Source organism: Micromonospora chaiyaphumensis, from assembly GCF_900091435.1.
Classification (GTDB): Bacteria; Actinomycetota; Actinomycetes; order Mycobacteriales; family Micromonosporaceae; genus Micromonospora; species Micromonospora chaiyaphumensis.
On the sequence record NZ_FMCS01000001.1, the window covers coordinates 264814 to 277783 of the forward strand.

The following is a 12970-nucleotide window of genomic DNA, read 5'->3' on the forward strand; positions in this document are numbered from 1 at the left end:
GTGGCCCGGTTCTCCGGCACCGACGGGAGTGATCATGAGGTTGACCCATGCGCCACTACGGATCATCATCGGCGCGTTCTTCCTGAATTCCGGGCTGTCCAAGCGGTCCCTGGAGGGCGAGGCAGCCGCCGGCATGCACGGCATGGCGGTCGGCGCGATCCCGCAGCTGCGGCAGTTCCCGCCGGACCAGTTCGCGAAGCTGCTCTCCCGTTCCGAGATCGCGCTGGGCGCCGCGCTGCTCACCCCGTTCGTGCCGTCGCTGCTGGCCGGCGCCGGGCTGACCGCCTTCGGGGCCGGGCTGGTGCAGCTCTACCTCAAGACGCCCGGCATGCGGGAGGGGAACAGCCTGAAGCCCTCCCAGGCCGGCATCGGGCTGGCCAAGGACAGCTGGCTGGTCGCCGCCGGGCTGACGCTGGTGCTGGACTCGCTGGCCCACAAGCGCCGGTTCACGTGACCGGACCCGCCGCGGCGGCGGCCGGCACCGGCACGGCGTCGGGGGCGTAGCGGCGGCGGGCCGCGTTGCGGTAGCGCAGCACCTGCACCGCGCCGAGCGCCCAGAGCAGGTACTGCACGGCGAACGCCCAGCGGAACGCCGACAGCGGTGGCGTGCTCCGGCCGGCCGGGGTGGCCAGGTCGAGCACCACGCCGACCGCCAGGATCAGCAGGATCGAGGCGACGAACCCGCCGACGTTGACGATGCCCGTGGCGCTGCCGATCCGGTGCACCGGGTTGAACGTGCGCGCGTAGTCGAAGCCGATCACCGAGCCGGGGCCGTTGACCGCGAGGACGACCACGAGGGCGACCAGCAGCCCGTGCGGGGCGCGGCCGGGCCAGGCCAGCACCACCGCCCAGACGGCGGCGGTGCCGGCGGTGATGGCGAACACGACGGCCGAGCGGTGGAACGGGTGCCGGGCGCACAGGTGCGCGATCACCGGGCCGCAGACCAGGGTGACCACGGTCATCAGGGTGAGCAGGCCGGCCGCCGCGGTGGGCGAGAAGCCCTGACCCTGCACCAGGAACGGGTAACCCCAGAGCAGGGCGAACACCGAGCCGGAGAACTGGGTGACGAAGTGCGTCCAGAGGCCCAGCCGGGTGCCGGGCTGGGCCCAGGCGGCGGCGAGCTGCCGGCGCACGGTGGCCAGGTCGGGGGCGAGCGCCGTGGTGTGTTCGGCGTGCGGGGTGTCCCGCACCGCGACGAGCACCAGCAGCAGCACGGTCACGCCGAGGGCCGCCGCGGTGAGGAACGCGGGCGTCCAGCCGGCGTGGTGCAGCAGCGCCACCAGGGGTACGGCGCCGAGCACCGCGCCGAGCTGCCCGATCGTGCCGGTGAGCTGCACCAGCAGCGGGTTGCGCCGGCCCGGGAACCAGAACGCCACGATGCGCAGCACGCTGATGAAGGTCATGGCGTCGCCGAGACCGACCAGCACCCGGGCGGCGACGGCGAGCCGGACGTCGGTGGCCACGGCGAAGCAGAGCTGCCCGGCCACCATGAGCGCGCCGCCGGCCAGCAGCAGCCGGCGGGAGCCGTACCGGTCGAGCAGCACCCCGACCGGGATCTGCATGGCCGCGTAGACGGCGAGCTGCGCGACGCTGAAGGTGGCCAGGGCGGCGGCGTTGATGTGGAAGCGGTCCGCCGCGTCGACCCCGGTGACGCCGAGCGAGCTGCGGTGGAAGACCGCCGCCACGTACGCGGTGACGGCCACCGCGAAGACGAGGACGGCGGAGCGGCGCGGGGCGACCGTACGGGCGGCGGTGCTCACCGCAGCGTCCGCAGCACGGTCGCGGCGTTGTCGATGTGCGCGCCGACCGCGTCGAGCCAGGCCTGCGGGTCGTCGCCGTCGAGTGCGGCGAGCTGGCCGGCGTGCTCGGTGAGGGCCACCTCGGCCCAGCCCGGTGAGAGCCGGAAGCTGGCCTCGCCCATCCGCAGCTGCCGGTCGCGCAGCCGGTGGTACAGCTCGGCGAGGATCTCGTTGCCGGCCGCCTCCACCACGGTGGCGTGGAAGGCCCGGTCGGCGGCCATCAGCGCGGTGACGTCGCCGGCCGCGTGCGCCCGGCGCATCTCGTCGAGCCGGCGGGCCAGGTCGTCGCGGATGGTGTCCCGGCGCGGCCAGACCTGCTCGGCGGCGTGCAGCTCGACCAGGCGGCGGGCCTCGATGACATCGGCGATCTCCCGGGCCGAGACCGGCCGGATCAGCGCGCCGCGCTTCGGGTAGAGCTTGACCAGGCCCTCGGCCTCCAGGCGCAGCAGCGCCTCCCGGACCGGCGTCCGGGACACCCCGGTCGCCTCGGCGATCTCGCCCTCGCTGATCAGCAGCCCGCCGGGGTAGACCTGCTCCAGGAGGGCCCGCTTCACGTGCTGGTACACCCGCTCGGCGGCGGACGGCCCGGCCGGCCGCGCGCCGGTCACCGGGGTGGGATGCGTCATGTATCTATGATGCGCCGGAGCCGTCCCGGCACCCCGTTCCACCGGCCGGAACGTGGCCCATGCCACGTCAGCGGAGCGTGAGCACCCCGCCGGGGGTCCGGGTGAAGCGGGTGCCGGAGGGCCGGCCGAGGCTGTCGAGGAGGTCGGCGAGCCACCCGGCCTCGGCGGGCGTGGCCGGCTGCAGGCGCATCCGGCGCATCCGCACCGGGACCAGGCGCAGCCGCCGCAGCTCGCCGGTGACGGCGTCGAGGGTGGGCAGGTACAGCAGCCGCAGCTCCGGCCGGTACGCCTCCTGCCCGCCGATCCCCTCGTAGTCGTCGATGAGGTCGCCGCAGCCGTAGAGGACGAGCCGGCCCCGGTAGCGCTCGACCGCGCGGGGATGGTGGGACGAGTGGCCGTGCACGACGTGCACCCCGGCGTCGACCAGGGCGTGCGCGAACTCCACGTGCTCGTCCGGCACCTCGTGGCCCCAGTTGGTCCCCCAGTGCACGGAGACCACCACGAGGTCGCCCGGCCGCGCGGTCCCCGCGATCCGCTCGGCGAGCGCGCCGGCCGTCGCCGCCGACACCTCCGGCAGGTACGCCACGCCGGGCCGGCCGTCCTCCGCCGCCCACTGCGGGAAGACGCCGCTGGACACCGCTCCCACCGACCAGACCAGCAGCCGGCGGTCACCGGCCAGCGGCACCACCGCCGGCCGCCACGCCTCCTCCGCGTCCCGGCCGGCGCCGGCGGTCCGGATCCCGGCGCCGCGCAGCGCGTCCAGGGTGTCGGCCAGCCCGACCGGGCCGAAGTCCAGCACGTGGTTGTTGCCGAGGGCGCACACGTCCAGCCGCGCGGCGGTGAGGCCGGGCAGGTTCGCCGGGTGCATCCGGTAGTGGACGCCCTTGCCGGGGTAGTGCTCGCCCCGGGCCGTCACCGCCGTCTCCAGGTTGACGATCCGGGCGGCCGGGCGTTCCGCGTCGAGCAGCCGCAGCGCCTCGCCCCACGGCCACCCGGCCGGGACCGGGCGCGGCACCGGGCCGGAGGCGGACTCGGCGAGCGCCACGTACCGGCGGGCGTCGGTGACCAGTTGCTCCCGCAGCGCGGGCGATCCCGGGTGCGGCAGGATCTGGTCCACGCCCCGCCCGGTCATCACGTCGCCGGCGAGGAAGAGCGTCACCTCGGCCATGACCCGGGTGTTCCCGCCGCGCGCCGCACCACGCGTGGCTCCGGCGTCTGGCCCCTTTCCGCCGGAGTTCCCCGGCCGGCGGGGTCCACGGCCGCCTGTGCTGGTTATCGTGTGGTGCAGCTGACCGGCCGCCGGCGAGGAGCACCGGGTGAAGAACAGCGCGTCCTTCCGGGCCTGGTACCGCCCCATGCGGGCCCGCCGGCGCGACGAGGAGCACCGGGCGGCCACCCCGCTGGAGCTGTTCTTCGACCTCTGCTTCGTGGTCGCGGTGGCGCTGACGTCCGAGGGCCTGCACCACGACGTCGCAGAAGGGCACGTCGGGCACGGCGTGGTCAGCTACCTGAGCGTCTTCTTCGCGATCTGGTGGGCCTGGGTGAACTTCACCTGGTTCGCCTCCGCCTACGACACCGACGACGACGTCTACCGGCTGACCGTGCTGGTGCAGATCGCCGGGGCGCTGATCCTCGCCTCCGGCGTGCCGCGTGCCTTCGGCGAGGCCGACTTCACCACGATCACCTACGGGTACGTGGTGATGCGGCTGGCCTCCATCGTGAACTGGCTGCGGGCGGCCTCCGGCGACCCGGCGCACCGGGCCACCGCGCTGACGTTCGCGGTCGGCGTGGGCGTGGTGCAGGCCGGCTGGCTGCTCCGGCTCCTCCTGCCGCACGCCTGGATGGCGCCCGCATTCGTGCTGCTGGTCGCCGCGGACCTGCTGGTGCCGGTGCTGGGCGAACGGCGCCGGCAGACCACCTGGCACCCGCACCACATCGCCGAGCGGTACCAGCTGTTCACCCTCATCGTGCTCGGCGAGGTGGTGCTCTCCACGTCGGTGGCGATCCAGCGCGGGGTGGACGCGGGCAACGGCCAGCTGTGGTCGCTGGCCATGGCCGGCACGCTGATCGTCTTCGCGATCTGGTGGCTCTACTTCGACCGGCCCGACCCGCTGCCGCCGGCCTCGGTGCGCGGCGCCCTCTTCTGGGGGTACGGCCACTACTTCGCCTTCAGCTCGATCGCCGCGGTCGGCGCCGGCCTGGCGGTGGCGGTCGACCACGACCTGCACGCCGGGCACGTCTCCGGCCGGGTGGCCGGCTACGCGGTCGCCGTGCCGGTCGCGGTCTTCCTGGTCGGCCTCTGGGGGCTGCACCTGCCGGCCAAGCATGGCGCCGGGCTGCTGCTGTTCCCCGGCGCGGCGGTGCTGGTGCTGGTGACGCCGTGGCTGTTCGCGCCGGTGGACCTGATCGCCGGGGTGCTGGTCGTCCTGGTGGCCGTCACGCTGGTCCTGCGGCACCGGGCGGCGACCAGAACCGCCTGACCAGCGCCTCGAACTCGGCGGCCCGCTCGATCTGCGGCATGTGGCCCGTGTCGCGGAACAGGTGGCCCTGCGCCCGCGGCAGCCGGGACCGCGCGTAGGAGAGGTGCGCGGCGGGCAGGACCATGTCCCGGTCGCCCCAGACGACCAGGGTGGGCAGGCCGAGCGCGGCGACCGCGTCGAGCAGTTCCGCGCGCCATTCGGGGCGTACGCCGCGGAAGGTGCCGAGGCCGCGGACCACCTCCAGCATCACCCGGGCGGCGTGCGGCTGCCGGGCCGCGGCCAGGGCGGTGGCGATCCGGGCCTCGGTGACGTACGCGGGGTCGTGGAAGATGGCCCGCTCGGTGCGCCGGGCCACCGCCGGGTGCGGGCGCAGCAGCAGCCGGGCGAGGGGCCGCAGCGCGAGCAACCGCAGCGCGAAGGTCACCTCCCGGCCGAAGCCGGCGCTGTTGACCAGCACGAGGCTGGCCGCCCGGTGCGGGGCGTCGACCGCGAGCCGCATGGCCACCGCCCCGCCCAGGGAGTTGCCGACCAGGTGCGCCGGGCCGGTGACCCCGGCGGCGTCGAGGAACCCGGCGACGGCCGCGGCCAGGGTCGGCAGCGTGTGCCGCTCGTCCAGCGGCGGGGAGCCGCCGTGCCCCGGCAGGTCCACGGCGAGCACCCGGTGGTCGCGGGCCAGCCCCGCGTGCACGTCGGCGAAGTCCTCCAGGGTCCGGCCGATACCGTGCAGGAGCACCACCGGCGGGCCGTCGCCGGCGATCCGGCAGCGCACCCGCCGCCCGGCGACGGTGAGTTCGTCGGCCGGCGGCAGGCCGAGGGTCACGCCGGCCGTCCCGGGTCCGAGGGGACCGGTTCGGCGGGCGGCCGCGGAGCCGGCACGGCGGCGGGGCGCGGTCGCATCCCCAGGGCCAGCACCCGTCCGTACCCGGCGGGAGCGACCCGGGCGAGCAGGTCGGGCAGCTTCGCCGACCAGCCGATCAGCACCCGGCCGCGGCGGCGCTCGACCCCGCGCAGGATCACCGCGGCGGCCTTCGCCGGGTCGATGGAGAGCAGCTTCTCGAACTGCTTCCGGCCGGCCTCGTACTCCTCGATCGGGACGCCGCTGCCCACCCGGGCACTGCTCGCGATCCGGGTGCGGATGCCGCCCGGATGCACCGAGGTGACCCCGACCCCGTCGTCGGCCAGCTCGTGCCGCAGCGCCTCGGTGAAGCCCCGCACGGCGAACTTGCTGGCCGAGTAGGCGGCCTGCCCGGCGGGCGCGATCAGCCCGAAGAGGCTGGACACGTTGACCAGATGGGCTCCGGGCTCGGCCTTGAGCGCGGGCAGCAGCGCGTGGGTCAGCCGCACCACGGCCCGGAAGTTGATGTCGACGACCCAGAGGAACTCGTCCAGGGTGACCTGGTCGAACCGGCCGCCCAGCGCCACACCGGCGTTGTTGACCAGCAGCCGGATCCGCGGGTGCGCGGCGAGGATCTCGGCGGCCACGCGGTCGGTGGCGTCGGCGTCGGCCAGGTCGACCAGGTGGGTCTCGATCCGCCGGTCCGGGTGCGCGGCGCGGATCGCGGCCACCACGGCGGCCAGCCGCTCGGCGTCCCGGTCGAGCAGGACCAGGTCGGCGCCGCGCCGGGCCAGCCCGTGGGCCAGGGCCTCGCCGATGCCGCTGGCCGCGCCGGTCAGCACCGCGGTGCCGCCGGGGAAGACGAAGTCACGCATGACGCTCCTCGGGGTCAGGCGACGGGCGCGGGCCGGTCGGCGACGGCGGCGGGCGTGCCCGCGCGGGAGAAGCGCACGCCGGCGTCGGTGAGCCGCCCGTGCCGCATCAGCAGCACGTCGCGGGGATAGTTCTGGTGCAGCCGCCAGGGCGCCGCCGGGCCCTGCTTGGGCAGCTGGTCGACGGCACGCAGCACGTAGCCGGACTGCAGGTCGATGATCGGCACGAGGTCGTCGGAGTCCGGGGCGAGCGGCGTGACGATCTGCTGGCCGGTGTCGTCGAGGTGGCGCAGCAGCCGGCAGACGTACGTGGCGACCAGGTCGGCCTTCAGCGTCCAGGAGGCGTTGGTGTAGCCGATGGTCATGGCGAAGTTCGGCACACCGGAGAGCATCATGCCCTTGTAGGCGACGGTCGAGGCGAGGTCGACCTCGGCGCCGTCCACCACGAGGGTCATGCCGCCGAGGGCGAGCAGGTTCAGGCCGGTGGCGGTGACCACGATGTCGGCGGGCAGTTCGGCGCCGGAGGTGAGCCGGATGCCCCGCTCGGTGAAGGTGTCGATGGTGTCGGTGACCACCGCGGCCGTCCCGGCGCTGAGCGCGGCGAACAGGTCCCCGTCGGGCACCACGCAGAGCCGCTGGTCCCAGGGGTTGTAGCGGGGGGAGAAGTGCCGGTCGAGGTCGTAGCCGACCGGGAGCTTCCCCCTGGCGGCCCGGCGGAGGAACTTCTTCACCAGACCCGGGGCGTGCCGGCTGAGCTGGAAGTTGGCCACCCCGAGCGCGACGTTCTTCCAGCGCGTCACCGCGTACGCGGCCCTCGCCGGGAGCCAGCGCCGCGCGGCGTCGGCGAACGGGTCACGGGAGGGCAGCGCGATGACGTACGTGGGTGAGCGCTGGAGCATGGTGACGTGGGCGGCCCGCTCGGCCATGGCCGGGACCAGGGTGACCGCGGTGGCGCCGCTGCCGATCACCACGACCCGCTTGCCGGTGTGGTCGAGGTCCTCGGGCCAGTGCTGCGGGTGCACGAGCCGGCCGGCGTACCGCTCGACGCCGGGGAACTCGGGCGTGTAGCCCTCGTCGTAGCGGTAGTAGCCGGAGTTGGTGAACAGGAACCCGCAGGTCAGGACCACGTCCTCGCCGGTGTCGTCGCGCCGGGCGTGCACGGTCCAGCGCGCCGTGCCGCTGTCCCACTCCGCGCGCACGACCCGGTGGTGGAAGCGGATGTGCTGCTGCACGCCGTACTCCCGGGCGGTCTCCCGGACGTAGGACCGGATGGCGTCGCCGTCGGCGATCGCCTTCGGGTTGGTCCACGGCTTGAACGAGTAGCCGAGGGTGAACATGTCGGAGTCGGAGCGGACGCCCGGGTAGCGGAACAGGTCCCAGGTGCCGCCGACGGCGGCCCGGGCCTCCAGCACCGCGTACGTCTTGCCGGGACACTCGCGTTGCAGGTGGACGGCGGCGCCGACGCCGGAGAGGCCGGCACCGACGATGAGGACGTCGACGTGGTCGGAGGCCATGGCATCTCCCGTTCGGCCGGCAGTGGACCGGACACTATCCAGCTCCGTCGACGCCAGTCAACACCCTGTCGAGTCGAATCGACAGGGTGTCGAACGGGTGTAACATCGGCCGACATGACACCCGCCCGTACGTCGACCGGCACCGCGCCGACGCGCGGGCGGCGACCCGGCCGCTCCACCGGCGACGACCGGGAGGTGGCCATCCTCGCCACCGCCGAGCGGCTGCTGGGGCAGCGGCCCTTCGGCGAGATCTCCATCGACGACCTGGCCCGGGGTGCCGGCATCTCCCGGCCCACGTTCTACTTCTACTTCCCCGCCAAGGACGCGGTGCTGCTCACCCTGCTCGACCGGGTGACCGAGGAGGCCGACGCCGCCGCGGGCGACGCGCTGGTCCGGCTCGCCGAGGACCCGCGGGCCCGGTGGCGGGAGCTGATCGCCCGGTTCCACGCCACCTTCGGCGGCCACCGCGACGTGGTGCTGGCCTGCGCGCAGGTGCGCGGCACCAACGCCGAGGTGCGCCGGCTCTGGGCCGAGGTCCTGGAACGCTGGGTACGCGCCGTCGAGGCGGCCATCGAGGGGGAACGCGCGCGCGGCGCGGCCCCGGACGGGCTGCCCGCCCGGGACCTCGCCATCGCGCTGAACTCGATGAACGAGCGCGTGTGGTATGCGACCTTCGCCGGCGACGGGCCGGCCGTGGCCGAGCGGGACGTGGTCGACGTGCTGCTCGACGTCTGGCTGACCGCGATCTACCGGACCACCACCCCGCCGGTCAGCCCGTCCGCGTGAAGTCCATGACCCAGTTCGTCTCCCAGGTGCGCTCGCCGTCGGTGGAGAACGCCTGCTCCCAGCGGCAGGAGGTGGGCGTGATCGCCGACCAGATGAACCGGCAGCGGATCGGCCGCCCCTCGTCGGTGTCGTCGGCGTAGAAGGTGCCCACGCCGTCGACGAACCGGCCCACCATCGGCGGCTGTTCGAGCACTCCGCGCCTGCTGTTCATCCAGTAGATCGACCAGAGCCCGGTCTCCGCGTCGCGGATGCGGACCGTCGACCCGGAGAAGCCCCGGGTCGGGAACCGGATCTCGTCGAAGCTGCCTGCGCCGTCGAAGAACGAGTGCGCCACCGAGGTGCCGGGGAACTCGTCCCAGTCGTCGCTGCCGACGTGTCGCTTCCGCAGCCGCCGGTTGGTCACGTCCCAGGTGCCCACGAAGAAGTCGAAGTCGCCCATCAGAAACCCACCTCTCCCTCGGCCCGGTTGTCGGCCAGGTAGCCGGCCAGGTCCGGCCGGTCGGGGGCGAGCACGTGCCGCACCCAGGCCGTCCGCTCGTGCTCCAGCACGCCCAGCTCCCAGACGCACCCGACGCCCGGGCGCTCCAGCGGGACGAAGTGCGCCGGGTCGTCGTCCGGGCAGTCCAGCGCGGGCTGACCGGCGATCGCGATCCGGCACTCCACCACGTTGTCGAAGAACCAGCTGTACGCCAGCAGGTACGCGCCGGTGTCCGCGCCCCGGTGCAGCACCACCCAGCCGGCCGGCGGGGTGTCGCCGTCCGGGCTCGGGAGCAGCTTCGGCAGGTACGCGTACGCGGCCTCGACCACCTCCGGTTCGAGGCGGCGGTCCGGCTGGTCGATGTGGTAGCGCTTGACGTGCCGGCCGGCGACCTCGACGGTCCCCGGCACGGTCAGTTCCTTGTCGTGGAAAGCCATGCCGGGACGGTAGGACCACTCCCCTGACAGCTAGTGTCAGTGGAATGCGGGCCAGTCGCCTCCTGTCCATCCTGCTGCTGCTCCAGGCCCACGGCCGGCTCACCGCCGCCGAGCTGGCCGACCGGCTGGAGGTCTCGGTGCGCACCGTCTACCGGGACGTCGAGTCGCTGCACGCCGCCGGCATCCCCCTCTACGGCGAGGCCGGGCACGCCGGCGGCTACCGGCTGGTCGACGGCTGGCGGACCCGCCTGACCGGGCTCACCGCCGAGGAGGCCGACCGGCTGCTCTTCGCCGGGCTGCCTGGGCCGGCCGCCGAGCTGGGCTACGAGTCGGTGGTGGCCACCGTGCAACTCAAGCTGCGCGCCGCGCTGCCGCCGCCGCTCGCCGACCGGGCCGCCCGGCTGGAGCAGCGGTTCCACCTGGACACGCCGGGCTGGTACTCCGACGGGGACCCGTCGCCGTACCTGGCGGCCGCGGCCGAGGCGGTGTGGCGGGAGCACCGGATCCGGGTCCGCTACCGGAGCTGGAACGGCGAGGTGGCCCGGGTGCTCGAACCGTACGGGCTCGTGCTCAAGGGCGGCCGCTGGTATGTCGTGGCCGCCCGCCCGGACCGGGCCGAGCCGGCCACCTACCGGGTCAACCAGATCCTCGACCTGACCCCGCTGGACGAGCCGTTCGACCGGCCGGAGTTCGACCTGCCGGCCTGGTGGCGGGCGCACGTGGTCGCCTTCCGGGCCGGGCTGCACCGGGACGAGGCGACCATCCGGCTCTCACCCCGGGGCCGGGAGCGGCTGCGGGAGGTCGCCAGCGACGCGGTGGTCGCCGCGGTGGACGCCAGCGCCGGCCCGCCCGACGCTGCGGGTTGGGTGCGGGCCACCGTACCCATCGAGTCGCTCACCCACGCGCACGGCGACCTGCTCCGGCTCGGCGCCGAGGTGGAGGTCCTCTCCCCCGCCGCGCTGCGCGACCGGCTGGCGGACACGGCCACCGCCCTCGCCGCCCTCTACCACCCGCCCGGGTCAGCGTAGGTCGTGCAGGGTGGCGGCCAGGGTGGCCAGGGCGCGGTCGATGTCCGACGGTGGGTTGGCGGCGTAGCCGAGGACCAGGCCGGGGGGTTGCGGGCGTTGGCCGTGCCAGGACAGGGGCTGGACCTTGACGCCGCGGCGTAGCGCCGCCGCGGCGAGCGCCGTGTCGTCGACCTCGCCGGGCAGGGTCACCAGCAGGTGCAGGCCCGCCGCCGCGCCGTGCACCACCGCGCCGGGCAGGTGCGCACGGACCGCCCGGATCATCGCGTCCCGGCGGCGGACGTGCCGGCGGCGCAGCAGCCGCAGGTGGCGTTCGAGCGCGCCGGAGTCCATCAGCTCGGCCAGCACCAACTGCGGCAGGGCGGCGTTGCCCAGGTCGGCCATCCGCTTGGCCGCCACCAGGCCGGCGTGCAGCCGCGGCGGCACCAGCACCCAGCCGATCCGCAGCGCCGGGGCGAGCAGCTTGGAGACGCTGCCGGTGTAGCAGACCCGCTCCGGCAGCATGCCGCGCAGCGCGGGCACCGGCGGGCGGTCGTAACGGTGCTCGGCGTCGTAGTCGTCCTCGATGACCAGGCCGCCCTGCCGCGCCCAGCGCAGCAGCCGGCGGCGCCGGTCGCCGTCGAGCACCACACCGGTCGGGAACTGGTGCGCCGGGGTGAGCATCACGGCCGGTGCGCCGCTCTCCGCCAGCCGGTCGACCCGCAGGCCGTGGGCGTCGACCGGCACCGGCGGGGTGTCCAGCCGCCAGTTGTTCAGGTGCTGGCGTACGCCGAGCGAGCCGGGATCCTCCACGGCGACCGTGTGCACCCCGTCGGCATGCAGCACCTGGGCGAGCAGGCCGAGCGCCTGGGACACGCCCGCCACGACCACCACCTCGGCCGGGTCGACCCGGATGCCGCGGTAGCGGGCCAGCCAGGTGGCGACCGCGAGCCGTAGCGCCGGGGTGCCGGTCGGGTCGCCGTACCCGAAGGCGGCGGGCGTCAGGCGGTGCAGCACGGCGCGTTCCGCGCGCAGCCAGGCCGTGCGCGGAAAGGCCGCCAGATCGGGTACGCCGGGCGTCAGGTCCAGCTCCGCCGGGGCGTTGCGCAGCGCGTCGAAGACGGTGGTGTCCGGCCGCGCGGCGAACACCTCCGGCGGGCGGCGCGGCACCGGCGGGCGGGTGACCACGGCGGCCGGGGTGGCCACCACGACGGTGCCGGCCCGGCCCCGCCCGACCACGTGCCCGTCCTCGGTCAACCGCTGGTACGCCTCCGTCACCACGCCCCGGGACACGCCCAGCTCGGCGGCGAGCACCCGGCTGGCGGGCAGGCGGGCGCCCACCGGCACCCGGCCGTCGGCGATGGCGGCCCGCAACCGGGCGGCCAGCCAGTCGGCGCGCCCTCCGGGCGGGGCCTCCCCGACGTCGAGCTGGAGGAAATCCGCACCGGCCGCTATGGACCCCTCGACCACCAACGGTTTGGCCCTGTCCATCGGACCATTATGGTCACAGGCTGGAACGCATGACCATCGCCTTCCTGCTGACCACGCTCGTCGTGGTGATCACCCCGGGCACCGGGGTCGTCTACACCCTCGCCACCGGCCTCTCCGCCGGCCGGCGCGCCGGCCTGGTGGCCGCCGCCGGCTCCACCGTCAGCCTCGTCCCGCACCTGGTCGCCGCGGTGACCGGGCTGGCCGCCCTGCTCCGCGCCGGCACCCCGGCGTTCCGGGTGGTCACCTGGCTGGGCGTGGCGTACCTGCTCTGGATGGCGTGGGCGGCGCTGCGCGACCGCGGCCCCCTGCCGGTGGACGACCACCGCCCGCCCCGCCCGGCCGGCCGGCTGTTCCGCGACGGGGTGCTGCTGAACCTGCTGAACCCCAAGGTCACCGTCTTCTTCGTGGCGTTCCTGCCGCAGTTCGTCCCGCCCGACGCGCCGGACGCGCCGGTCCGGATGCTGGTCTGCGGCCTGGTGTTCATGCTGGCCACCCTGGTGGTGTTCGCCGGGTACGCGCTGCTGGCCGGCGCGCTGCGCCGCCGGGTGCTGGCCCGGCCCCGGCTGACCACGCTGCTGCGGCACGGCTTCGCCGGCAGCTTCCTCGCCCTGGGCCTCGGCCTGGCCCTCACCACCCGATAGGAGTCCT

At 74.9% G+C, this 12970-nt stretch carries 14 protein-coding genes; 5 read left to right on the forward strand and 9 right to left on the reverse strand.

Features of this window, described 5'->3' with window-relative positions; all coding sequences use genetic code 11:
• Positions 1–34 precede the first annotated feature (34 nt).
• Positions 35–454 carry a hypothetical protein gene (locus tag GA0070214_RS01380; protein ID WP_091259777.1) on the forward strand — a complete coding sequence of 140 codons (420 nt, stop codon included), beginning with the start codon at positions 35–37 and terminating at the stop codon, positions 452–454.
• On the opposite strand, the gene GA0070214_RS01385 is transcribed toward GA0070214_RS01380, so the two are convergent.
• The 3 genes from GA0070214_RS01385 to GA0070214_RS01395 form a co-directional block, all read right to left on the reverse strand.
• Entirely contained in the window at positions 447–1760 is a 1314-nt protein-coding gene (locus GA0070214_RS01385; RefSeq protein WP_091258149.1) for an MFS transporter, read from the reverse strand. The two genes, GA0070214_RS01380 and GA0070214_RS01385, sit on opposite strands and share 8 nt — an antisense overlap.
• Positions 1757–2425, reverse strand: coding sequence for a GntR family transcriptional regulator (locus GA0070214_RS01390; RefSeq protein ID WP_091258151.1), 669 nt, complete (start codon positions 2423–2425; stop codon positions 1757–1759). Before GA0070214_RS01390 ends, GA0070214_RS01385 begins: the two co-directional genes overlap by 4 nt.
• Before the next feature lie 67 nt (positions 2426–2492).
• Positions 2493–3593: a CapA family protein gene (locus tag GA0070214_RS01395; protein WP_091258153.1), complete on the reverse strand. Its 1101-nt coding sequence runs from the start codon at positions 3591–3593 to the stop codon at positions 2493–2495.
• A gap of 148 nt (positions 3594–3741) precedes the next feature.
• On the opposite strand from GA0070214_RS01395, the gene GA0070214_RS01400 reads away from it, so the two are divergent.
• The gene (locus tag GA0070214_RS01400) at positions 3742–4905 is read left to right on the forward strand and encodes a low temperature requirement protein A (RefSeq protein WP_208602612.1); all 1164 of its coding nucleotides are present in this window, start codon (positions 3742–3744) and stop codon (positions 4903–4905) included.
• Here the strand turns inward: GA0070214_RS01400 and GA0070214_RS01405 are convergent.
• From GA0070214_RS01405 to GA0070214_RS01415, 3 genes are read right to left on the reverse strand one after another with little or no spacing between them, the layout of a single operon-like run.
• Entirely contained in the window at positions 4862–5725 is an 864-nt protein-coding gene (locus GA0070214_RS01405) for an alpha/beta fold hydrolase (RefSeq protein WP_091258156.1), read from the reverse strand. The two genes, GA0070214_RS01400 and GA0070214_RS01405, sit on opposite strands and share 44 nt — an antisense overlap.
• Complete coding sequence (locus GA0070214_RS01410) at positions 5722–6615, reverse strand: SDR family NAD(P)-dependent oxidoreductase (protein WP_091258159.1); 894 nt, start codon at positions 6613–6615, stop codon at positions 5722–5724. Before GA0070214_RS01410 ends, GA0070214_RS01405 begins: the two co-directional genes overlap by 4 nt.
• 14 nt (positions 6616–6629) lie before the next feature.
• Entirely contained in the window at positions 6630–8126 is a 1497-nt protein-coding gene (locus GA0070214_RS01415; RefSeq protein ID WP_091258161.1) for a flavin-containing monooxygenase, read from the reverse strand.
• Positions 8127–8240: 114 nt separating this feature from the next.
• Between GA0070214_RS01415 and GA0070214_RS01420 the strand changes: the two genes are divergently transcribed.
• The gene (locus tag GA0070214_RS01420) at positions 8241–8912 is read left to right on the forward strand and encodes a TetR/AcrR family transcriptional regulator (RefSeq protein ID WP_091258163.1); all 672 of its coding nucleotides are present in this window, start codon (positions 8241–8243) and stop codon (positions 8910–8912) included.
• Here the strand turns inward: GA0070214_RS01420 and GA0070214_RS01425 are convergent.
• Complete coding sequence (locus tag GA0070214_RS01425) at positions 8896–9351, reverse strand: hypothetical protein (protein WP_091258165.1); 456 nt, start codon at positions 9349–9351, stop codon at positions 8896–8898. The two genes, GA0070214_RS01420 and GA0070214_RS01425, sit on opposite strands and share 17 nt — an antisense overlap.
• On the reverse strand, positions 9351–9827 hold the full coding sequence (locus GA0070214_RS01430; protein ID WP_091258166.1) for a hypothetical protein: 477 nt from the start codon (positions 9825–9827) through the stop codon (positions 9351–9353). Before GA0070214_RS01430 ends, GA0070214_RS01425 begins: the two co-directional genes overlap by 1 nt.
• A 44-nt stretch (positions 9828–9871) precedes the next feature.
• Between GA0070214_RS01430 and GA0070214_RS01435 the strand changes: the two genes are divergently transcribed.
• Positions 9872–10855 (forward strand): helix-turn-helix transcriptional regulator, encoded by a 984-nt coding sequence (locus GA0070214_RS01435; protein ID WP_091258168.1) that lies wholly within the window; start codon positions 9872–9874, stop codon positions 10853–10855.
• Here the strand turns inward: GA0070214_RS01435 and pdxR are convergent.
• Positions 10847–12322: a MocR-like pyridoxine biosynthesis transcription factor PdxR gene (pdxR, locus tag GA0070214_RS01440; RefSeq protein WP_091258170.1), complete on the reverse strand. Its 1476-nt coding sequence runs from the start codon at positions 12320–12322 to the stop codon at positions 10847–10849. The genes GA0070214_RS01435 and pdxR overlap by 9 nt on opposite strands.
• A gap of 29 nt (positions 12323–12351) precedes the next feature.
• Here pdxR and GA0070214_RS01445 point away from each other — a divergent pair, with 29 nt between their 5' ends.
• A complete protein-coding gene (locus GA0070214_RS01445) occupies positions 12352–12963 on the forward strand; it encodes a LysE family translocator (protein WP_091258172.1) in 612 nt (203 codons plus the stop codon).
• The last annotated feature ends 7 nt before the right edge of the window (positions 12964–12970 follow it).